Below are 21107 nucleotides of genomic sequence, written 5' to 3'. Positions count from 1 at the left end.
GGCATACACCGCGTCATACGGAGGGGGCGTCGTGGCGCTGCGGTACTACGTCTACATCAGCGACGCCAAGGTCGACATGCTGCTGCCGCAGGTCGACGCCGGGTTCGCCCGCCGCCGCGCCACCGAGGTCGTGGTCAGCCTGAAGTTCGTCAGCGCCCGGCGCAGCGTGGAGACGGACGCGGCGGACCGGGTGGCCCGGCTGGAGCGGGTGGTGCGGTACCTCGACGACTTCGGCGACGTGGGCACCGTCGACGAACCCGGCCAGTACGTCCGGGGGCGGCTGCCGATGCGCTGGGGGCCGTTGCCGCTCGGGCCGTCGCCGCTGGTCTACTTCGGCGGCCGTACCGAGCGGACGACCGTCGGGCTCGGCGGGGCGAGCGGCCATGTGCTGGGCGCCCCCGCGCCCGTGCCGGGGGCCGCGCCCGCCGAGCAGGAACTGCCCTTCGCGCCGTCCACGGCACCGGGCCTGCTGGCCGGGCTCGCGGCGGCGGTGACGACGGACGGGGAGCCCCAGCCCGACGCCCTCGCCTCCGTCCAGCTCGCCAACCGCACGCTGCGCGGCGCCGAGCAGGAGGTGGAGTTCCTCGCCAAGCGCCTGCTGCACGGCCCGAGCCCCTACCCCGAACTCGACGGCCACGACGGCATGACGGTGCTGCTCGCCAGTCCGCTTTTCGTCGCCCTCGCCGACTGACCGTATGGCGCCCCAGCACCCCCGCACCTGGCAGCCGGGCGAGGTCGTCCTCGGCCTGTACGAGGTGCGCGACGTGGTGCACAGCGGCGGCATGGGCCTGGTGCACCGGGTCCGGCACCGCGACTGGCAGGTGGACCTGGCGGTGAAGACCCCCCGCCCCGAACAGGTGCGCACCACCGAGGGTCGCCGCCGCTTCGAGACCGAGGCCGGGACCTGGGTCGGGCTCGGGCTCCATCCGCACACCGTCAACTGCGTGTACGTACGCACCGTCGACGGCCTGCCCCGGGTGTTCGCCGAGTGGGTCGACGGCGGCAGCCTGTCCGACGCCGTACGCGGCGGCGGCCTCTACACGGGCGGCCACGACACCGCGCTCGCCCGCGTCCTCGACATCGCCGTACAGATGGCGTGGGGCCTGGCGCACGCGCACCGCAGCGGCCTCGTCCACCAGGACGTCAAACCGGCGAACGTCATGCTGGAACCGGACGGCACCGCCAAGGTCACCGACTTCGGCCTGGCCGGGGCACGGGGGAGCGGCGAGGCCCAGGAGGACACCGCGAGCCCAAAGGAGGAGCCGCTGGCGGTCACCTTCGGCGGGATGACCCGCGCCTACTGCTCCCCGGAACAGGCGACGGCCGCCGCGGGGCGCCGGGACGTACGGCTCACCACCGCGACGGACGTGTGGTCCTGGGCGGTGAGTGTCCTGGAGCTGTTCGCCGGTCGTCGGCCCACCCCCTACGGCCAGGCGGCCGGGGCGGCGCTGGAGACGTTCCTGCACGCCGGCGGCCCCGACGACGCACGCGTGCCGCCGATGCCGCGGCAGGTGGCCGACCTGCTGCGCCGGTGCTTCGCCGAGGACCCGGCGCGGCGCCCCGCCGGACTGGCGGAGGTGGCGGCGACCCTGCGCGACCTGCACCACGAGCTGCTCGGCACCCCGCATCCGCGCCCCGCCCCCAAGGCCGCACGGCTGCTCTCCGACGGCCTGTCCAACCAGGCCCTCTCCCTCCTCGACCTCGGCCGCGCCGAGGACGCCGAGAAGCTGTGGCTGGCCGCGATCCACGCCGACCCCCAGCATCTCCCTGCCGTCTACAACTTCGGCCTGCACGGCTGGCGCTCGGGCAGGCGCACCAGCGAGGAGGTCGTCTCCGACCTGGAGGCGGCGCGCGCCGCCGACTCCGGCGCCCCGCCCGGCCTCGGCGCCCTGCTCCTGGGCTGCGTGGAACTGGAGCGGCACGAGGACGCGCGGGCCGGTGCCCTGCTGCGGGAGGCGGCCACCGCCGACCCCGGCTCACCGGACGCCGCCGCGGCCCTCGCCGAGTGGGAGCGGCGCCCGCCACGGATCCACGCCGACCTCGAAGGGCACACCGCGGACGTCCACGCCGTCGCGATGAGCGCGGACGGCGGCGCGGTCCTGTCCGGCGACCGAGCGGGCAGGCTCCTGCTGTGGACGCGGCGGGCGGACACCGACCGCTGGACCAGGCGCACCCTGACCCGGCGCGGGGAACGGGTCACCGCCCTCGCCATGGACGCGGGCGGCACGCTCGGGGTGGCCCTGCGCGGCGACGGCGTCCCGGAGGTGTGGGACCTGACCCGGGGCCGCCGCGACCGGCGCGCGCTGCCGCACGCACCCGGGTTCCCGGCTGTCCGCGCGGTGGCGGTCAGCGGGGACGGCCGCTATGTGGCGACCGGCCGGAAGGACGGCCTCATCGAGGTCTGGGAGCCGAGGGAACACGCCCTGACGGCCGTACTCCACGGCCACTCAGGACCGGTCACCGCCCTGGCACTCAGCCGCGACGGCCGCCGGGCGCTGTCCACCTCCACCGACCGGGACAGCGCCGTCCGCTGCTGGGACGTCTCCGGCGCCCGGGTCCCGCACACCCTCGTCGGACCGGCCAGGGGAACCCTGCACGGCCGGGAGGTGCGGTCCTTCGACCTGGACCAGGTGGCCCTCTCCACGGACGCCCGCTGCGCGGTGGCCGTCTGGTGGAACGGCCCGCTCGCCCTGTGGGACGCGCGACGGAACACGGTCCTCAGCGAGGTGCCGCACCGGCTGCGCCAGGTGGCGGCCCTCGCCGTCGCCACGGCCGGGCCCACCCTGCTGACCGGGGGCTTCGGCGAACCCACCCAGGTGTGGCAGGTGCCGACCGGCCGCTGTCTGCGCACCCTCGACCGCGACCTGCCCACCGCGCTGCGGCTGCACTCGGCCGCGATCAGCGCGGACGGCCGCGTCGCCGTGCTCGCCGGGGGCAACGGCAGCCTCCTCGTACGGCCCCTGCCCGCTGCGGACTACGTGGCCCCCTGGTGCTACGCCCGGCCCCGGCCCGCCGAGGAACTCACGCACACCGAGGAGCGGTTCGTGCAGTGGATGGACCGCGCCCGCGCCCACACCGAGCACGGCGACCCCGCGGCGGCGGCCGAGGCGCTGCGCGCGGCCCAGCGCGTGCCCGGCTTCGCCCGCCACCCGGAACTGCGCCGGGCCTGGGTGCGGGTGGCCCCGCACGGCACCCGCTCGACCCTGCTCGGCGCCTGGCCGCTGTACGAGTTCGACGGGCACGCCGAGCTGACCCAGCCGGTGACCCTCGCCGTCGGCCGGGACGGCGCCCACATGGTGACCGGCCGGTGGACCGGCGAGGTGGACGTCTGGGACCTCGCCGCCGGGGAGCGGCTGCACACCTTCGACCAGGGCGAGGGCGGCAGCGCCCGGGACATCCGCTTCGCCCTCGGCGGACGGCTGCTGACCGTCCTGACCGGCGAGGGCACGATCCGCCAGCTCAGCCTGGAGACCGGCATCAGGCGGATCTTCACCAACGACGACGGAAACCTCACCGCCCACGCTCTCAACGCGTCCGGCGACCGGATCCTGATCGGCAACGAGCACGGCACCCTGAAGCTGCGGAACCTCCCCCAGGGCGAGATCCTGCGCGAACTGTCCGCGCACGGCGGCAAGGTCGGCGCCGTGGCCCTCAGCCGCGACGCCCGCTACGCCGCGTCCCACGCGGGCACCCCTCCACGGGCGAACCACTTCGACGGCTCGCCGGACGAGAACGAGATCCACCTCTGGCCGCTCGACGCGGACCGCCCCGCCTGGACGCTCAGGGGCCGCATGCGCGACGAACGCCTGGACTTCAGCCCGGACGGCCGCCTCCTGTTCGTCTCCGGCGGCCTGTACGCGACCGCCTGGGAGGTCACCACCGGCGAACTGCTCTGCTCCTTCCGCGACAGCGCGGTGCTCGGTGGCGGGCAGAGCGCGGTGGCCTTCACCGCCGACGGCCGCCTGGCCGCCACCCCGGAGGACCGCGACCTGCGGATCTGGGACACCGGCACCGGCCGGGTGGTGCACTCCCTGTCACTGCCCGACCGACCTTGGTCCTTCGCACTCAGCGCCGACGGCGCCTTCGCGGTCACCGGCGGCCACGACCGACTCGTCCACCTGTGGGACGTACGCGCGGGCCGCCTCCTGCGCACCCTGGAGGGCCACCACGCGACGGTCGACCAGGTGGCGCTGAGCGAGGACGGCAGCCTGCTCGCCACCGCCGACCAGGGCTCGACGGTGTGGGTGTGGGAACTGGCCTGGGACTACGACGTCCCGCCCGGCGCGGGTGACTGACGTGCCGTGGTCCCTGACGCTGCTGGTCACCACCGGCCGCGCCGACGACGGCGCCGAGATCACCGAGGAGTACGCCTTCGAGGACCCCGCCACCGTCCGGCTCGGACGCGGCCGGGAGTGCCGGATCCGCGTCCCCGCCGAGCGGCGCAAGGTCTCCCGTCGGCACTGCGAGATCGAGGTCCGGCCGCCGCACGCGTACGTCCGCGACCTCGGCAGCCACAACGGCACCCGGCTCAACGGCGAACGGCTCGGCGGCGAGCGCCGGTTGACGGACGGCGACGAGCTGCGCCTCGGCGGCGTGACCGTCCGCGTCGTCCTTTGCACCGGGCCCCGCCCCGAACCCGCCCCAGGCCTGCGGACCGTGCGGGAGCTGGGCAGCGGCGCGCAGGGCGTGGTGCGACTGGCCCGGCACACGGACTCCGGCAGGCTCGTCGCCGTGAAGACGCTGACCCCGCAGGGCGGTGTCGACCCCGCCGCCCGCGACGCCTTCCGGCGCGAGATGGACTGCGTGAAGGCGCTACGGCACCCGCACGTCGTCCGCTTCCACGGCAGCGCCGCCCCGGACGGCGCCCTCTGCCTGGTCTGCGAGTACTGCGCCGGGGGCAACGTCGCCGACCTGGTGGTACGGCGCGGCGGACGGCTCCCCGTCGACGAGGCCGTGCCGCTGGTGCTCCAGGCCCTCGACGGGCTCGCCCACGCCCACCAGGCGCCCGTCCCGGTGCGGCTCGCCGACGGGGCTACGGCGACCGGGCGCGGGCTGGTGCACCGGGACATCAAGCCGCAGAACCTGCTGCTCACCGGATCCACCCGGCGACGGGTGCTGAAGATCGGCGACTTCGGGCTCGCCAAGGCCTTCGACCAGGCGGGCCTGTCCGGACGTACGCACACCGGCGCCATCGGCGGCAGCGTGGCCTTCATGCCGCGCCGCCAGCTCATCGACTACAAGTACGCGCGGCCGGACGTCGACCTGTGGGCCGTCACGGCCTGTCTGTACTGGATGCTGACGGGCCGCACCCCGCGTGACTTCCCGCCCGGCGCGGACCCGGTCGCCGTGGTGCTGCGCGAGCCGCCCGTGCCGGTGCGGGACCGGTTGCCGTCGCTGTCCCGGCGGCTCGCCGAGGTCATCGACACGGCCCTGGACGAAAGCGCCGCACTCTCCGCGTCCGCTCTCTCGCAGGCGTTGCGCGATCCACGCTGACATCCCCGCCCACGGAAGCGGCGGCTCGAATTCCGCGCCCGCTTTCCGAAAGAAGTCAATGGGAATTCCGTACGAAGCGCCATTGACTGGGGTTCGCCCGTGCTTCTTCGTGCACCCGTGCGCCCCCGCGGAAAGAGGATTCAATGAGCCGAACCCGGGTTGGACTGGGCAGAACAAAGATTCAAGCGCCCGTCGGTGGGGGGACGCCGATTTTCGTGTGCCGACTGAGGCAGGGGGTATTCGATGACCGATGCCATGACCGAGCCACAGCGAGTATGGACAGTGGGTACTGCGCCAGGCATATTCCCGTTCGCCGGACATGCTATCGCCTTGTTCCGGCGCCCGCTGGATTTCCTGAATTCCCTTCCCGCGCACGGCGATCTCGTCGCGATACGGCTGGGACCCGTGCGCGCCTGGATGGCCTGTCATCCGCAGGTGGCCCACCAGGTCCTCATGGACCCGCACACCTTCGACAAGGGCGGCCCCCTCTTCGACCGGCTCCGCGCCCTGATGGGCAACGGTCTCGTCACCTGCCGCCAGGACACCCACCGGCGCCAGCGCAGGCTTCTGCAACCCGCCTTCCGCGCCGCCCGCATCGCCGAGTACGCGCGGCTGACGGGCCGGGAGGCACAGGCTCTGTGCCGCGAGTGGCGGCCAGGCCAGCAGGTCGACGTCACGGCCGCGATGATGGCCCTGACCACCCGGGTCACCAGCGCCGTCCTCTTCTCCGGCTCCCTGGACGCCGAGCGGGCCGCCACCGTCCGGGAGTGCCTCGAACCCGTCGTCAGGGGCCTGTTCGTCCGCACGGTCGTCCCCTTCGACGCCCCGTTCCGCGTGCCCACCCCCGCCAACCGGCGCTACCGCGACGCGCTGGCCCGCCTGGACGCGCTCGTGGCCGGGATCATCGCCGAACGCGCCCGGGACGCCACCCGCCACGACGACCTCCTGGCCGTCCTGCTCGCGGCCACCGACGGCGCCGGACCGCCGGGCGAGCGGGAGATCCGCGACCAGCTCGTCACCCTCCTGCTGACCGGGGTCGAGACCACGGCGATGTGCCTGGCCTCCGCCTTCGACCTCCTCGCGGAGAACCCGGAGGCCGAACGCCGACTGCACCACGAGGCCGACGAGGTGCTCACCGGCCACCGCACCCCCGACCACGACGACCTGCCCCGGCTCGGCCACACCCGCCGCGTCATCACCGAGACCCTGCGCGTCCGCCCGCCCGGCTGGATCTTCACACGTATCACCACCCGCGCGACCGAACTCGCCGGACGCCGCCTGCCGCCCGGCACGATCGTCCTCTACAGCCCCTACCTCCTGCACCACGACCCCGCCTCCTTCCCCGACCCCGACGCGTTCCTCCCCGACCGCTGGCTGCCCGAGCGGGCCGCCGGGGTGCCGGGCGGCGCGATGCTGCCCTTCTCCGCGGGCAACCGCAAATGCGTCGGCGACACCCTCGCCGTGGCCGAGGCCACCGTGGCCCTCGCGGCCGTCGCCGCGCACTGGCGCCTGCGCCGCCCGCCCACCCGCCGCCCCGCACCACCGCGGCCCGCGGTGACGCTGGGCCCCCGCTCCCTGCAGATGATCTGCGAACCGCGCTGGCCCGTACGGGAGTCCTGACCGCCTGAAAGGAAGGTGACCACGGTGCACACGGTCCATGAGGAAGTACCGACCGCGGCAGACGAGGAACCACGCACCGGCAGTCTCAGGGAACTCATCGACGACAAGCTGTACATGCCCTTTCCTTTTCGGAGCCACCCACAGGAATCCGAGGCCGAGGCGGGCGTCACCGCCTGGCTGCGCCGCTGGGGCCTGACCGACGACCCCGCCGTCGCCGACATGATCGACCGGACCCGCCCGGCCCAGCTCGCCTCCTACAACAGCCCCGCCGTGGACGGCGAGATCCTCCAGATCGTGGCCAACCAGATCGCCTACCAGTTCGTCTTCGACGACACCGCGGAGGACGTCGGCCGCCACCCCGGCCATCTGCTGCCCATGCTCTGCGAGAGCGTCGCCGTCCTGCGCGACGGCCAACAGCCCACGACCCACCTGGGCGCGGCCCTGGCCGACCTGCACCGACAGGTCCGGGAGCGGTGTACGGCGGGGCAGGCCGCGCGGTGGGCGTGGAACAGCTGTGAGTACGTGCACGGACTGCTCTACGAATCGGTGGCGCAGGCCCACTCGGTCCCCGTGCCGCTCGGGCTGTGCACGTCGATACGCGCACTCACCGCGGGCATCGAACCCTTCTACCCCCTGTACGAGGCCGCGCAGCCCCGCGAACTGGCCACCGAGAGCCTCCAGCGCCCGGTCATGCGGCGGCTGAGGCGGCTCTCCGTCGACGCGGCGGTGTGGACGGCCGACCTCTTCTCCGCCGTCAAGGAACAGCGCACCGGCGGAATGGTCAACCTGGCCCTCGCGCACCAGCGCAGGCACCGCTGCCCGCTGCCGGTGGCCGTCTCGCTCGCCGTGCACCAGATCAACGGCACGATCCACGAGTTCGAGCGGCTCTACGAGGGGATCAGGCCGACGCTGACTCCCGAGGGCCTCGGTTATGTGGAGGGGATGATCGGCTGGATCCGGGGCTGCTACTTCTGGTCGCGGACCGTGCCGCGCTACGCGGAGGCGTCGGAACCAGCCATGTCCTGAAGGCAGGGCAATCGAGCAACGATACCCGTGGAGGCGACAGACAGACGGGAGTTGCGGACGATTCATCCTTCCTGGTCATGCTCGTTTGGCATTGGGGTCACCAGGCATGCCGCACCGGCGTACGCTCGGCGCTGCCTGACGACGACAACGACAGGAAGCGGTAGCGCACATGGCGCAGGCTTGGCGAGAACCGATCACCCCGTCCAGGTCGGTGCTCGAGCGCGACCGGGAACTGACGGCGCTCGCCGCAGCCTTGTCGGCCCTGCGCGGGACGGCGGACGAAGGGCCGAACGCGCCACGGGGAGGACTGCTCGCCTTCACCGGATCGGCCGGGCTGGGCAAGACGAGGCTCATGGCGGAAGCGCGCGCCCTGGCCCAGGCCCAGGGCTTCACGCTGCTCTCCGGCCGGGGCGGGGAGAAGGAGCGGGATCTGGCGTTCCATGTGGTGCGCCAGGTCGTCCAGCCCGCACTGGCGAGCATGGGCGCGGCGGAGTGCCGTGCGTTCCTGGGGAGCTGGTACGACGTCGTCGCCGGGGCGCTCGGGATGGAGGCCACGGACCCCGACAACATGCCGGACCCGACCGGAGTGCGCGACGGTCTCGACTGGGTGATGACCCGGCTGACGGTGATGAACGCGCCCGTCGTGCTGCTCCTGGACGATCTGCACTGGGCCGATGCCCAGTCCCTCGGCTGGCTCACCTCGTTCGCCTCCCGCACCGAGGACCTTCCGCTGCTGATCGCCGCCGCCTACCGGCCCGACGAACTGCCACCCGAGGCGTCCCCGTTCCGTACGCTGCTCGCGCGGCACGGCAACCGCTCGTACTCCCTGGCGCCGCTCTCCTCCGCGGGCGTGGCACGGATCGTCAGGGAGGAGGTGGGTCAGGAGGCGGAGGACGAGTTCTGCGAGGAGTGCTGGGCGGTCACCGGCGGCAGCCCGTTCGAGGCCGTCGAACTGGCCATCAGGCTCGGTGAGCGCAAGGTCAGGGGCACACCGTACGAGCTGCCCGCGATGCGCCATCTCGCGGCGGCGGTCAAGGGCCCGGGACTCATCGAGCGGCTGGAACAACTCGACACCAGCACGGTCCGCTTCGCGCAGGCCGCGGCCGTGCTCGGCGCGCCCTTCGCACCGGAACTCGCCGCCACCATCGCGGTGATCGGCAGCGAAGCGGCCGTGGAGGCCGTCGAGCGACTGCGCGCCGCCAGGATCCTGTCCGACGACCAAGGGCCGCACGGCGACCTGGAGTTCGTGCACCCGCTGATCGCCACGACGATCTACCGGTCGATCCGCCCCTCCCTGCGGATCGGTCTGCACAACGCCGCCGCGGTGGCCGTCCGCGCGGCGGGGCTCGGACCCACCGCCGCCGCCCGGCATCTGCTGGAGGTGCCCTGCGAGGGCAACTTCGAGGCCGTCGCCTGTCTGCGGCAGGCGGCGCGCGCATACCTGCGCGCCGGAGCACCTGAGGCCGCCCGCCGACTGCTCAGCCGCGCGTTGCAGGAGCCGCCCAGCCCGGAGGACCGCGCCGAAGTCCTCCATGAACTCGCCTGCTCCACCTTCCTGATCGAACCGACCGCCACCGTCGGGCTGCTGCGGGAGGCGCTGGCGGAACCGGGCGTCGACCCCGACCTGCGCGCCTCCATCGTCTACCGGCTGGCCCAGGCGCTGGCCCACACCGATCGCATCGAGGAGGCCGCGACCGTGGCCGCCGAGGAGGCCCGGCAGGCGTCCAACCCCCGCGTCAAGCTGCGCATGCAGGCCGATCATTTCGTCTGGAGCATGTTCCGGGCCGACGAGCCCGACTCGTCCGCCCGTTCCCGCAGGCTGACCCGGCTGGCCGAGCGACTGACCGGCCGCGGCCTCGAGGAGCGTTACATCCTGGGGCTACGGGCCTGGGACGCCCTGGTGTGCGGCGAGTCCCGGCGCTCCGTCCTCGCCTGCGCCGAGGAGGCCCTGCGCGGCGGTATGAGCTGGACCGAGGAGAACCGCGGCTTCGAGGTCCCGGTCTCCGTCGCCATGTTGTTCATGTACGGCGACCAGCCGTGCCGCGCCGAGGAACTGTTCACCAAGGGCATGGCCGAGTGCGAGCGCAAGGGCTGGCGCGGCTCCCATCTGGCCGTGGGCCAGACCCTGTTCGGGTACATCCGCTACCGCCGGGGATGCCTGACCGAGGCCGAGAACTGGGTCCGCGAAGGACTGCGCACCGCCCAGCGGGTGGAAGGCGCCGTCCCCGCCCAGTGGTTCGCCATCGGCATCCTCGTGCAGACCCTGCTCGCCCGCGGCCGGACCGCCGACGCACGTCGGCTCGCGGACTCCTACCGGTACGGCGAGATCGTCCCGAACGCCGTCATCTACCCCGACCCCCGCACCGTCTACGCGGAGTTGCTGATCGCAGAGGGCCGCCGCGAGGAGGCGGTGCGGCTGCTGACGGGGGTGGGGGAGCGGCTGGACGCCCGGGGCTGGCGGAATCCCGGCTGGTGCTCCTGGCAACTCGACCTGGCGGGCGCACTCGCCCCGACCGCACCGGAGCGGGCGACCGCCCTGGCCCGGGACGCCGTCCAACGGGCCCGCGACTTCGGCGCGGCCTCGGTGATCGGCCAGGCCCTCTACACCGAGGCCCGGGTGACCAGGGGACCGGCCGCCCTCGACCTCTACGAGGAGGCAGTGGAGCAACTCCTGAAGTCACCGGCCTCCTACGACCTGGCCCGGGCCCTGGTCGGCCACGGTGCCGCGCTGTCCCGCAACGGCCGTGTCCAGGAGGCCGCCGACCGGCTCTACCAAGGACTGGAGGCCGCCGTCCACTGCGGCGCCGAGTCGTTGGCCGTGCAGGCGAGGAACGAACTGGCCGCGGCCGGACTCCGTCCCCTGCCCCTGCGCTACCCCCAGACCGACACCCTCACCACCCAGGAACGCAAGGCCGCCGAAATGGCGGCCCTGGGACACCCGTTGGCCGTGGTCGCCAAGGACCTCCACTTCACCGAGCAGGGCGTACGTCAGCTGCTGTCCGCCGTCTACCGCAAGATCGGCACCGACGCGACCGGCCTGGCGCGGGCCCTGGAGACGTTTCCCCGGGCACGCGGCTGACCGGGCGGGGCGGCAGCGCGCCGAAGGGCCTCAGAGGGCTGGCCGTTGGGCAGCGCCTCGCATCTGGTCCAGGAGCACGCGTTCCGCATCGGTGAGCTGAGGTCCCTCAAGGGGTGGACGCAGAGGTCCCACCAGGGCGGTCAGCAGCACGCGAGGTGTGACGAGGGACGTGGGCGCCGCCTGGAGAGCGAGTACGTCGGTCAGGGAGGTCGCCGCGTGGAAGGACCCGGTGGCCGTGCGGGACAGGCGACTGACGTAGCGGTGCAACAGCCGGTCGGCGACCGTCGGTCGCTTGCCGGTGGTGGTGGGGAAGTGGATGTCCTGTCCCACCGCGAGCGCCCACGCGGTGTCGACGCGGCGGGCGATGGCACGCTGGGCACGACGGGCGAGGCCGGGTACCAGGCCGGTGGCCAGCTCGTCGCGCAGGGCGACGGCGCCCTGCGCGGCCACCGACATGCCGTGTCCGTACAGGGGGTTGAAGGCGGCGGCGGAGTCTCCCAGCACCACCAGCCCCTCCGGCCACGGTGTGAGGCGTTCGTAGTAGTGGCGTCGGTTGGCGGTGCCGTGGGTGACGCGGACGTCGGTGAGTGGTTCGGCATGCCGCAGCAGGTCCGCCATGAGGGGGTGGCGCAGGGTGCGGGCGAAGGGTTCGAAGGCGTCCGGCTGGCTGGTGGGCTGGCCACCGGGGGCTCCCATCAGGCTCACGTGCCAGCGATCCCCTTCGATGGGCAGGATTCCACCGGCATTGCCGGGCCGGGGCAGGCTCGGGTCGGCCTGCACACCGATCACGGGCCAGCCGCGGGTGGGAACGGGAGCGCGGTAGAAGCGGCTGGCGTAGACGAGCCCGGAGTCGATGTGGTCCGAAGCCAGGTGGGTGATGCCGAGCCGGGCCAGCCACTGGGGAGTGCGGGAGGCCCGTCCGGAGGCGTCGATGACGAGGTCGGCGCGCAGGTCGAAGTCCGTGTTGTCGGCATCGCGGAGACGTACGCCGGTGATCCGGTGGCGGGTGCCGAGGAGCCCGATGGCTTTCGTATGGCTGCGGACGGTGACACGGGGGTCCTTGAGTACCTGTTGCCGGATGATGTGGTCGGTCAGGTCGCGGCTGGCGGTGATCAGGTAGTGGGTGGCGCGTTTCCAGCGCCGGTACCAGCCTTCGGGCGAGTAGATGACCATGTTGGTCGTCTCGGGTATGCGGTTCGCCCCGGCGGCCAGCAGCAGGTCGATGCTGCCGGGCAGGAGGGCCTCGATGGCCTCGGCGCCGCCGGTCTGCAGGAAATGGATGTGCGCGGCCTGGGGCACACCGGTTCGCGGCTCAGGTCCATCGGGCAGTTCGTGGGCCTCGATGATCTCCACGGAGCCGACGTGCCGTGCGAGGGCGGCCGCGGCGAGCATGCCGGCGATACTGCCCCCGATGACGACCGCACGTGCGGGGTGGTGGCGGGTGGCCTCACTCATGATGGGCTGCTTTCTGCGAAGGCACGGAGTGCTGACTGAGGTTTCGTGCGGTGGGTGAAGCGAGCGCCTGCGACAGGAGAACGAGATCGTGCGCCCGCCACGGCAGGGAATGCGTGGCGTCCGGCAGGTGCCCGGGCGTGGACCGCTGCCGCTCGCGGGCAACGAGGATCATGGCGGCATCCGCGGTGACCGCGGCACGGGAGTCCGCCTCGCCGTTACGGAGCGCCGAGTGGTAGGCGGCCTCGCGAATGGCGGGGTCGTAGTACGGGGCCAGGGCGAGCAACACGTCGTAGAGAGTCGTCTTCCTGCCGGTCAGCAGCACGGCCGGGGGTGTTCGCCACCACGGCAGTGAGACGCGGACGGCGCTGGGAGTGGGCACGTTCCGCAGGGTGCGCCACAGGGGCTGGAGCTGCCGTAACTGCCGTAGGACCCGGGTGGTCTCGGCGGCGCGCGGGCCGATGAGCGGGATGGCGAAGCCCAGTGCCCCGAGCAGACAGGCGGGAGCGGCGAGCAGGGGGGAGACCTGGTCCACCAGGTAGTCCAGGTCGTGTCCCGTCCATCGGGCGGTCACACCGGTCAGCCTGATGACGTCGTAGCAGACGATGATCAGGTAGGCGGGTGCGAGGATCCGCAGGCCTGCCCGGAGTGATCCGTCCACTGCGCCGGACCATCGCCAGCACAGGGTGCTGGCGATGGTCATGGTCACGCCCTGGGCGACCAGGTAGAGGACGATCATTTCCCGTAGGAACGGCGTGGTGGCGTAGTAGGCGTCGAACAGGGTGGGTTGCTCGACGGGGGCCTCCCCGGCCCAGAACAGGGCGACGACGGCGAGAGCGGTGAGGCCGTAGGCGGTCATGCACAGGCGGGTGGAGCGCCGGGTCTGCTCCGGAGGTGCCGACCGCCAGTTGATGATCAGTACGAGGCTCGCTCCGGAGAACACGATCGTCATCGCGTAGACGACGGGAGCGGCGATGTTCGGTATCCCGGTGAGCCGGTTGAGTCCGACGATGGAATCCGGTGCGGCGAGGATCATGAGCCAGGCCGCTGAGAAGAGCAGCAGGCAGGCGGCGCGCAACAGGGTGTCGTGGCGTCTGCGGACCAGCGCGGGAATCTTCAGTGCGCAGACCAGGAGAAGGACGCCCCCGCTGAGGTAGAAGCCGAGGTTGCTCGGTCCGGATGTCACCTTGTCGCAGCTCTCTGTGGGGTGGCCGGGGGTGGGGCGCTCTGCGGCGGCGGGGGTCAGTCCTGGTGGAAGCGGTGTGCCATGGAAGCCTGGATGCGCCCGGCGAGATGGCGCGGGCCGACGGGATCGCGGGCTTTCAGCACGGCTCGCACATCGGTGGCGAAACGGAAACCGAAGCGCTCGGCTTCGAGTTCCTCCTCGAGTCGGCAGTCATCGGTACGTGCGGCGAAGTGCAGGCCGAGGTCCGTGCGACCGGTGGCCGACTCGGCGGTTCCCGCGGTGATGGCGGAGAGCACCGCTTGGAGTTCGGCCCGCATCGCGGCCTTGCCGGTGTCGGCACGGGACGCGGTGGACCCGTTGCGGCCGTGCCCCTGGAACATGTGCCATGCCTCGTGACCGATGATCACGAGTTGGTGCTCGGGGTCGGTGTTCTTCTCATAGACGATCAGGTCGTGGCTGGTGCGGTCGATCCACACGCCGCTGGCTGTGGCGGGCGGGAACGCTGCCGCCTGTAATCGGACGGTCCGCCCCCGTACCTGAGCCAGGGCCTGCCCTATCGCGGGAATCACGTCCCGGTCGTCGGCCGGCAGACGCAGGGCGCGGATGAGCCGGGTGCTGAACCGCCGCATCTGCCTCGGTCCCGTACTCACTGATCCTCTTCACTGTCGTCGAGTTCCAGCAACGCCTCCAAGGTGGCGTTGAGTACCTTCCATCGTTCCGGTGGGAGGCGCCCGGCCCTCCGCAGGGCGACACCGCGAACGTCGCCGTACCCGGTCAGCAGGGCGGCGGCCAGAGGGTCGACCGCGGTTCCCGCCCTGTCCGATGCCGACTGCAGCGTGGTGACCAGGGGCATCAGAACGCGGTTGAGAGCGTCGGCGGCAGGCGCGGTGAAGAACGCCTCTTCCCCTTCGACACGGAAGAAGCCCACCAGACCGTGCAGGAGTTCGACGCTGGGGACCTTCTGACCGGAGCAGACTTGCCGTGCCCAGTAGGCGGAGACGCCCAGTTGCCGGGAGATGCTGCCGACGAGGTCCGACATGCGCTGCCCGGTGCGCTCCAGATGGGCGTTCGCGAGGGTCTGGATCCGTTCCCGCACCCGGTCGTTGACCGTGTCGTCGGGCGGCTCGTCCCCTCGCAGGAGAGCACGGATCTGCCAGTGAGGAAGGGCCGTTCGGGCGGCCAGCTCCTTCAGGTCGAGCAGTTCGGACCGCTCGATGCCCCGCTCGGCCGTCAGCGCCTCGAGACGCTCGAGCGTCACTCGCAGCGTGGGGGCAGAGTCCACTGGTGCGCTCCCAGGGGTGAGCGGCGAAGGAGGGTGCGTGTGCGCAACGCACCCTAGCGGGTTCCTCCGTCGGCTTTCAACGAACGTTTACCGCGCATTTCGTTCGTTGCCGCGGCGTCATGTCCTGGCCGGGGCGGCGCTGATGCTGTTCGGGCCCCCGGGCGGGTCACCGCGTGCCGGTGTGGGCGAGGAGGCGGTGCAGCAGGTGTGCGGCCGTGATCACGCCGAGCAGTTCCGTGTGGTCCTTCGTCCGCATCGCCACCGCCACCACCGGGCTGTGCACCCGTGCCATCAGCGCGGCCACCTCCAGCGCGGTGTCGTCGGGGTCGGCGATGGGCGGCGGCGCCGCGGTGCGGGACAGGCAGTCGCCGACGCGGCGGCCCACCAGGGCCCGGCAGAGCAGGTCGGCGTGCGCCTCGTCGACCACGGCGGCGAGGGCGGGGTCCTCCACGACATAGCCCGGCACCAGCATCTTGACCATCTCGGCGGCGGGCAGGATCGCCTTCGGCGCCCCGCGCTCGTCGAGCACCAGCAGGCCCGGCAGGCTGTGCTCGGCCATCAGCCGGGCCGCCTCCAGGGCGTCGCTGTGGACGTCCACCGTCTCGTAGTCGACCGCCAGCTCACGGGCACGCATGGCGCCCTCCTCAGCACCGGGGACGTGTCGGGATTCAGCGTCGTACACCGGTGAGCGCTCGGGCCAGGGGTGTGACGCCCCTGGTTGGCGCGGGGCACGCACGGTGCCGTTCGGGGCGGGCGGGAGCACACTGGAAGGGTGCCGTCGGTGCTCACAAGGGGGTGTCGGCCGATGCCTGCGTCACGGGCTGCCAGGGTGCGGCTGTGGCGATGGCGGCGCAGTCCGCTGCGGCGGCGCTGCGACGTCATCGAGGCCTGGGTCGTGCTGCTCGGCTGGGTGTTCGCCCTGCTGGGCGGCGTACTGGCGGGGCTGGCGGCGGCGTACGCGGTGCAGGGGGCGGCCGACGCGCAGCGGGCGGAGCGCCGTCAGGTGACGGCCGAACTCGTCGAGGACGCGGGGGACCAGTTGCCGTCCCGGGTGCCGACCGACTACCGGGTGTGGGCGACGGTCCGCTGGATTGGCCCCGACGGCGCCACCCACACCGACGAGGCACGCGTACCCGCGAAGAGTCCGGAGGGCAGAGAGGTCACCGTGTGGACCGACCGGGGTGGTGAGATCGCCGCCGCGCCGCTCAGCGTGGCCGAGGTCAAGCTGCACATGGCCGCGGGCGGAGTGCTGACCGCGCTCGGCGCCGGAGGAGTGGTCCTGGTCGGCGTATGGCTGGTGCGGCTCGGGCTGGAGCGGCAGCGGATGGCGCAGTGGGAGGCGGACTGGGAGCGCTTCGACACCCCCCGTGGATGGAAGACCGGGTGAGGGGCAGCGGGTGAGGGGCTGCTGCGCCGGGTGGTCCGGCACAGCAGCCGCGGGCGTCAGGCCAGGGCGAAGTAGCGCAGCCACACGTACACGGCCGCGAGTCCCACCGTGACGACGGTGACGACCAGGCCGTACTTGGTGAACTGCCAGAAGGAGATCGGCTGGCGGTTGCGCTCGGCGATGCCGAGGACGACGACGTTGGCGCTGGCGCCGATCGCGGTGGCGTTGCCGCCGAGGTCCGCGCCGATGGCCAGGGCCCACCACATCACGTGGTCACCGCCGCCGCCCATGGACTCCACCAGGTCGGAGGTGATCGGGGCCATGGTGGCGACGTAGGGGATGTTGTCGACGATGCCGGACAGTGCGGCGGAGGCGCCGAGGAGCAGCATCGAGCCGCCCAGTTCGTTGTCGCCGATGGCGTCGGCGAGGGTGTTGGAGACCTCGCCGATGACACCGGTCTCGATCAGACCGCCGATCATGATGAACAGCCCGGCGAAGAACGCCAGCGTCGGCCACTCCACCTCGCGCAGGACGTCACCGGTCTGCACGGTGGAGACCGCGACGAGGAGCCCCGCGCCGAGCAGGGCGACGACGCTGGGCTCGTAGTGCAGTACGGGGTGCAGGACGAACCCGGCGACGACGAGGGCCAGGACGACCAGGCCCTGGATCAGCAGCCGGGGGTCGCGGATGGCCTCGCGCTCCTCCAGCGCCATGACCTCGGCGGCGCGCTTCTCGTCGTAGCGGAACGCGCTGCGGAACAGGAAGCGGCACAGGGCGACCAGGACCAGGATCAGCACCGCGGACAGCGGGGCCATGTGCACCAGGAAGTCGTTGAAGGTCAGGCCCGCGCGGCTGGCGATGATGATGTTGGGCGGGTCGCCGACCAGGGTGGCCGCGCCGCCGATGTTCGAGGCGAGCACCTCGGCGATCAGGAAGGGGGCCGCGGGCAGCGCGAGCCGCTCACAGACCAGCAGGGTCACGGGGGCGACGAGGAGCACGGTGGTGACGTTGTCGAGCAGCGCGGAGGCGAACGCGGTGATCACCACGAGCATCACCATGACCCGGAAGGGTTTGGCGCGCGCCCGCTTCACCGACCAGATCGCCAGGTACTCGAACATGCCGGTCTTCTTCAGCACGCCGACGATCATCATCATGCCCAGGAGCAGGAAGATGACGTTCCAGTCGACGCCCGAGTGCTCGGAGTAGAAGGCGGACTTGTCGTCGGTCGCGCCGATGGCCAGCATCAGCGCCGCGCCGCCGAGCGCGGCGGCCACGCGATGGATCTTCTCGCTGATGATCAGGGCGTACGCGCCTACGAAGACGACGATCGCCGCCCAACTGTGCCAGTCGTTCACGATTCTCCGACGTGTCGTGTCGTCGGGCGGCGGCCGGATCGGCCACCGCCCGTCCGTACGGGGCTGGTGCGGAAGCGCCTGGGTGTCAGGCGCCGACCCGCTCGGTCTCGCCCTCCGGGGAGGTGCGGGGCGCCGGGGTGCCGCCGGGGACTCCGGCCAGGTCGTCGACGTGGAAGAGGCGGGCGATCGGCACGTCCGTGGAGCTGTGCGCGACGATCGAGAAGGCGATGCACACGGCGATGAGGGTGAACGCCTCCTCACCCTGGGGGATACCGGCCTGGAGGACCAGCAGCCCGTACACCACCGAGGCGAAGCCCTTCGGGCCGAACCAGGCCGCGACCAGCTTCTCCTGGCGGGTGAAGCGGGTGCCGACCAGCGACAGCAGCAGCGACGCCGGGCGGATCAGCACGATCGCCAGGACCACCGCGACGTAGCCGCCGAAGGACAGGTCACCGAAGAGTGACGGCGTGAGCAGCGCGCCGAACACCAGCAGCGCCGCGAACTTCGCCAGCTCCGCCAGCGCCTCGCCGAGCGGCTCGAACGCCTCCTTCGCCTCCGGCGAGTACGCGGTGAGCACGGCACCCGCGGAGAACGCCGCCAGGTAGGGGTTGGCGTGCGTCAGGTGGCAGGTGGCGTACAGGATCACGCCGATCGCCAGCGGCAGCAGCGGCTGGAGCTTGGGCTCGGCGCCCAGCAGCCGGAACCGGACCAGCGCGATGACGGCCAGCGGCAGCACGACACCGAAGACCAGGCCGAGCACCAGCTCCAGCAGGATCATCGACAGGTCGGACTCCACGTGCCCGCGGGTCGGACCGGCGGCGGCGATGAAGATGAGGACCACCGGCAGGGCGAGCCCGTCGTTGATGCCGCTCTCCACGTTCAGCAACTGCCGCAGCTTCGCCGGGACTTCCTTGCGCCCGACGATCGCCGAGGCGAACACCGGGTCGGTGGGCGCCAGGACCGCGCCGACCAGGAACGACGTCGTCCAGTCCAGGCCCACCAGGAAGTGCGTGACCAGCGTCATGCCGATGAACGCGAGCGGCATGCCGAGGCCCAGCGCACGCGCCGGGTTCTTCCAGTTCTCGCGCAGCTTGGGGAACGAGACGTGCATACCGTCCGTGAACAGCACCGCGAACAGCGCCAGGTCCGCCGTGACCGACACCATCTCGCTCTCGGGCGTGATGTGGATCAGACCGAGGAACCCGTCGCTGACCAGGGCCCCGCCCACGAGGAAGAGGAACGACGTCGACAGGACGGTCCTCGCGGCCAGACCTGACAGCAGCACCGCGATGAGCAGCGCCACTCCGAAAACCACGACGAGCACCATGGCCTGGACCCCCGATCGGCAAAGAGACTTCTGTCAAGACCGCCGACCAGGCTTCCCGGCACACCGCTGGGAACCCTACACGGTCTTTACGCGGCATTGACAGGTCACCGGCGTGCACTCTGGGTGTACGTTCGTTGCCGGGATCCGGCATGGTGGCCGCCCGCGGTGCTGCCGCGCCGGGGCCTGAACGGCGGGGTGCGCCGGTCGGCATGCTGCCGTCATGGTCCGTGTGCGTCACACCGTGTTCGTCGAAGCCGTGCCCCGTGCCTGGTTCATGGCGGCCCTCTCCTTCCTGGTCGAACTGGCCGAGGACAGCCGCGTCGAGGCCGGGCGCGTCGTCCTGCCGGACGGCGCCGCCGTGCCGGACCTACGGCTCACCACCGGGCGGCATCTGCGGCCCGGGGCGGTGTACGCCGACGACGAGGGGGCCGCCCGCGTCACGGTCCGCGCGTGGGACCGGCGGCGCGGGCTGGGGCTCGACCTCGACGCCACCAGCCCCGACGGCACCCTCCACCTCGAGGGCGCGCTGCGCGGCCCCGACCGGCCACGCCTGATCAAGGTGACGGGCGAGGCGGCGGGCACCCGCGTCTGGCCGTCGCTGCTGCGGGCGCGGGGCGGGGTCACGCTGCGGCCGGAGGACTGGTGGACGGCGTTCGACCGTGGCCGCAAACCGTCCGGCCCGCCCGCGCGGGCCCGCCTCGACCACCGGCTGGCCCGCGCGGAGGTGGGGGCGATGCCGGTACGCCGCGCGGCCGACGGTCGTTGGGAGGTCCGCGTCACCGTCGTCCTGCGGGGCCGCGGCGTCCTGCGTCCCTTCGCGGCCGTCGCCCTCCGGCTGGCCGGTGCGCGGCTGCGGCGGGCCGTAGTCCGGGGCCTCGACGACGCCGCCGCGCAGTGGAACGACGAGGTGCCGAAGCTCGTCGCCGAGGACCCGGCCGCGCTGCGGGAGAGGCTCACCGCCGCGCCCGGCGACGACCCCTCCAAGTAGCCGTCCTGACACGCTCTTAGCGGCTGACCGGCATACAGAACCCGGCGAACACTGCCGGGATCCGGCAATGCGCAGCGGGCGTCCCGGCGGCCAGCATGGGATCGGACAGGCACGGCGGACGACGCCGATGCCGTACACCGGCAGTGCGGGAGAGGGGGCTCGAGGAGCATGCGGACGTTCCTGGCAGCCGCCACGGGCCTGCCCACCCTGCTGCTGACCGCCGCCCTGGTCGTCGTCGTGTGCTTCTGGCTGCTGGTCGCCCTGCGGCTCACCACCGTCCACACCTTCGACACGGACGTGGACCTGGGCGCGTGGGGCCTGGGCGGGGTACCGGTCGCGGTGGCGTTCTCGCTGCTGACCGTGATCGCCTGGGGCCTCTCCGTCGGAACGGCCGTCCTGCTGGCCGACCTTGTGCCCGCCGGTGCGGTGGCCGGGCTGCTGCGGCTGCTGACCTTCGCCGGTGCGGTGCTCGTCGCGTGGCGGGCGACGCGGGGGCTGGCGCGGCGGACGCGGCCCACTGAGGGACGCGCTGGTGCGGGGGCGGTCGTGCCAAGCACCGGGACAGGGACCGCCGTGCCAAGTACTGGCACAGGGACCGTCGTGCCAAGTACCGGCACGGAGACCGTCGTGCCAAGTACCGGGACAGGGACCGTCGTGCCAAGCACCGGCACAGGGACCGCCGTGCCAAGCACCGGCACAGGGACCGCCGTACGAAGCACCCGCACAGACACCGCCGCAGCGAACACCGCCGCAGGAAGCGCCGTACCACCCCCCGCCGAACCAGCCGGTGAACCCTCGCGGCCCACCCCGCACGACCACCACCACCGGGCCGCCTGAGCGCACCCCGCTTCCGCCGACCCCGGCACACCCCCGCTTCCACCCGGCCGTCCGGCACCCCCTGCCCCGGCCGCC

The 21107-nt window shown here is 72.5% G+C and carries 16 protein-coding genes; 9 read left to right on the top strand and 7 right to left on the bottom strand.

Annotated elements, in window-relative coordinates; translation table 11 throughout:
• Positions 1-31 precede the first annotated feature (31 nt).
• The 6 genes from ACFVQG_RS01460 to ACFVQG_RS01435 all read left to right on the top strand — a co-directional run bounded on the left by ACFVQG_RS01460 (position 32) and on the right by ACFVQG_RS01435 (position 11218).
• Positions 32-691, top strand: a complete 660-nt coding sequence (locus ACFVQG_RS01460) for a DUF7019 family protein (protein ID WP_383375509.1) — start codon at positions 32-34, stop codon at positions 689-691.
• 4 nt (positions 692-695) lie between these two features.
• Positions 696-4295: a protein kinase gene (locus ACFVQG_RS01455; RefSeq protein ID WP_383375508.1), complete on the top strand. Its 3600-nt coding sequence runs from the start codon at positions 696-698 to the stop codon at positions 4293-4295.
• 1 nt (position 4296) lies between these two features.
• Positions 4297-5493, top strand: coding sequence for a protein kinase (locus ACFVQG_RS01450; RefSeq protein WP_383375506.1), 1197 nt, complete (start codon positions 4297-4299; stop codon positions 5491-5493).
• A 243-nt stretch (positions 5494-5736) separates the two neighbouring features.
• Positions 5737-7113: a cytochrome P450 gene (locus ACFVQG_RS01445; RefSeq protein ID WP_383375504.1), complete on the top strand. Its 1377-nt coding sequence runs from the start codon at positions 5737-5739 to the stop codon at positions 7111-7113.
• A 24-nt stretch (positions 7114-7137) separates the two neighbouring features.
• Positions 7138-8139 (top strand): (-)-alpha-amorphene synthase, encoded by a 1002-nt coding sequence (locus ACFVQG_RS01440; RefSeq protein WP_383375502.1) that lies wholly within the window; start codon positions 7138-7140, stop codon positions 8137-8139.
• A 169-nt stretch (positions 8140-8308) separates the two neighbouring features.
• Entirely contained in the window at positions 8309-11218 is a 2910-nt protein-coding gene (locus tag ACFVQG_RS01435) for an ATP-binding protein (protein WP_383375499.1), read from the top strand.
• A 30-nt stretch (positions 11219-11248) separates the two neighbouring features.
• Here ACFVQG_RS01435 and ACFVQG_RS01430 read toward each other — a convergent pair whose 3' ends face one another.
• The 5 genes from ACFVQG_RS01430 to ACFVQG_RS01410 all read right to left on the bottom strand — a co-directional run bounded on the left by ACFVQG_RS01430 (position 11249) and on the right by ACFVQG_RS01410 (position 15772).
• A complete protein-coding gene (locus ACFVQG_RS01430) occupies positions 11249-12673 on the bottom strand; it encodes an NAD(P)/FAD-dependent oxidoreductase (protein ID WP_383375497.1) in 1425 nt (474 codons plus the stop codon).
• Positions 12666-13856 (bottom strand): MAB_1171c family putative transporter, encoded by a 1191-nt coding sequence (locus ACFVQG_RS01425; RefSeq protein WP_383375495.1) that lies wholly within the window; start codon positions 13854-13856, stop codon positions 12666-12668. Before ACFVQG_RS01425 ends, ACFVQG_RS01430 begins: the two co-directional genes overlap by 8 nt.
• A 56-nt stretch (positions 13857-13912) precedes the next feature.
• A complete protein-coding gene (locus ACFVQG_RS01420) occupies positions 13913-14506 on the bottom strand; it encodes a toxin-antitoxin system, toxin component (RefSeq protein WP_383375493.1) in 594 nt (197 codons plus the stop codon).
• Positions 14503-15138 (bottom strand): hypothetical protein, encoded by a 636-nt coding sequence (locus ACFVQG_RS01415; protein ID WP_383375491.1) that lies wholly within the window; start codon positions 15136-15138, stop codon positions 14503-14505. Before ACFVQG_RS01415 ends, ACFVQG_RS01420 begins: the two co-directional genes overlap by 4 nt.
• A gap of 166 nt (positions 15139-15304) precedes the next feature.
• Positions 15305-15772, bottom strand: coding sequence for a CBS domain-containing protein (locus tag ACFVQG_RS01410; protein WP_383375490.1), 468 nt, complete (start codon positions 15770-15772; stop codon positions 15305-15307).
• 171 nt (positions 15773-15943) lie between these two features.
• On the opposite strand from ACFVQG_RS01410, the gene ACFVQG_RS01405 reads away from it, so the two are divergent.
• Complete coding sequence (locus tag ACFVQG_RS01405; protein ID WP_383375489.1) at positions 15944-16525, top strand: hypothetical protein; 582 nt, start codon at positions 15944-15946, stop codon at positions 16523-16525.
• Between the two features lie 56 nt (positions 16526-16581).
• Here the strand turns inward: ACFVQG_RS01405 and ACFVQG_RS01400 are convergent, their stop codons facing one another.
• The gene (locus ACFVQG_RS01400) at positions 16582-17880 is read right to left on the bottom strand and encodes an ArsB/NhaD family transporter (protein WP_383375487.1); all 1299 of its coding nucleotides are present in this window, start codon (positions 17878-17880) and stop codon (positions 16582-16584) included.
• Positions 17881-17965: 85 nt separating this feature from the next.
• Complete coding sequence (locus tag ACFVQG_RS01395) at positions 17966-19207, bottom strand: cation:proton antiporter (RefSeq protein ID WP_383375485.1); 1242 nt, start codon at positions 19205-19207, stop codon at positions 17966-17968.
• Between the two features lie 220 nt (positions 19208-19427).
• On the opposite strand from ACFVQG_RS01395, the gene ACFVQG_RS01390 reads away from it, so the two are divergent.
• Complete coding sequence (locus ACFVQG_RS01390) at positions 19428-20195, top strand: hypothetical protein (protein ID WP_383375483.1); 768 nt, start codon at positions 19428-19430, stop codon at positions 20193-20195.
• Between the two features lie 168 nt (positions 20196-20363).
• Positions 20364-21032, top strand: coding sequence for a hypothetical protein (locus tag ACFVQG_RS01385; protein WP_383375481.1), 669 nt, complete (start codon positions 20364-20366; stop codon positions 21030-21032).
• Positions 21033-21107: the final 75 nt, after the last annotated feature.

It is taken from the genome of Streptomyces sp. NPDC057877, assembly GCF_042796855.1.
In the GTDB taxonomy this organism is placed as follows: domain Bacteria; phylum Actinomycetota; class Actinomycetes; order Streptomycetales; family Streptomycetaceae; genus Streptomyces.
The sequence above is the reverse complement of the archived record's forward strand: the minus strand, read 5'-3'. Positions and strand labels throughout refer to the sequence as shown.

What these genes read in the sequence shown, in the direction of transcription:
- ACFVQG_RS01455 (WP_383375508.1), top strand. Translation starts at nt 696, where the DNA reads ATGGCGCCCCAGCACCCCCGCACCTGGCAGCCGGGCGAGGTCGTCCTC.
- ACFVQG_RS01445 (WP_383375504.1), top strand. Translation starts at nt 5,737, where the DNA reads ATGACCGATGCCATGACCGAGCCACAGCGAGTATGGACAGTGGGTACT.
- ACFVQG_RS01435 (WP_383375499.1), top strand. Translation starts at nt 8,309, where the DNA reads ATGGCGCAGGCTTGGCGAGAACCGATCACCCCGTCCAGGTCGGTGCTC.
- ACFVQG_RS01430 (WP_383375497.1), bottom strand. Translation starts at nt 12,673, where the DNA reads ATGAGTGAGGCCACCCGCCACCACCCCGCACGTGCGGTCGTCATCGGG.
- ACFVQG_RS01410 (WP_383375490.1), bottom strand. Translation starts at nt 15,772, where the DNA reads ATGCGTGCCCGTGAGCTGGCGGTCGACTACGAGACGGTGGACGTCCAC.
- ACFVQG_RS01405 (WP_383375489.1), top strand. Translation starts at nt 15,944, where the DNA reads ATGCCTGCGTCACGGGCTGCCAGGGTGCGGCTGTGGCGATGGCGGCGC.
- ACFVQG_RS01395 (WP_383375485.1), bottom strand. Translation starts at nt 19,207, where the DNA reads ATGGTGCTCGTCGTGGTTTTCGGAGTGGCGCTGCTCATCGCGGTGCTG.
- ACFVQG_RS01390 (WP_383375483.1), top strand. Translation starts at nt 19,428, where the DNA reads ATGGTCCGTGTGCGTCACACCGTGTTCGTCGAAGCCGTGCCCCGTGCC.
- ACFVQG_RS01385 (WP_383375481.1), top strand. Translation starts at nt 20,364, where the DNA reads ATGCGGACGTTCCTGGCAGCCGCCACGGGCCTGCCCACCCTGCTGCTG.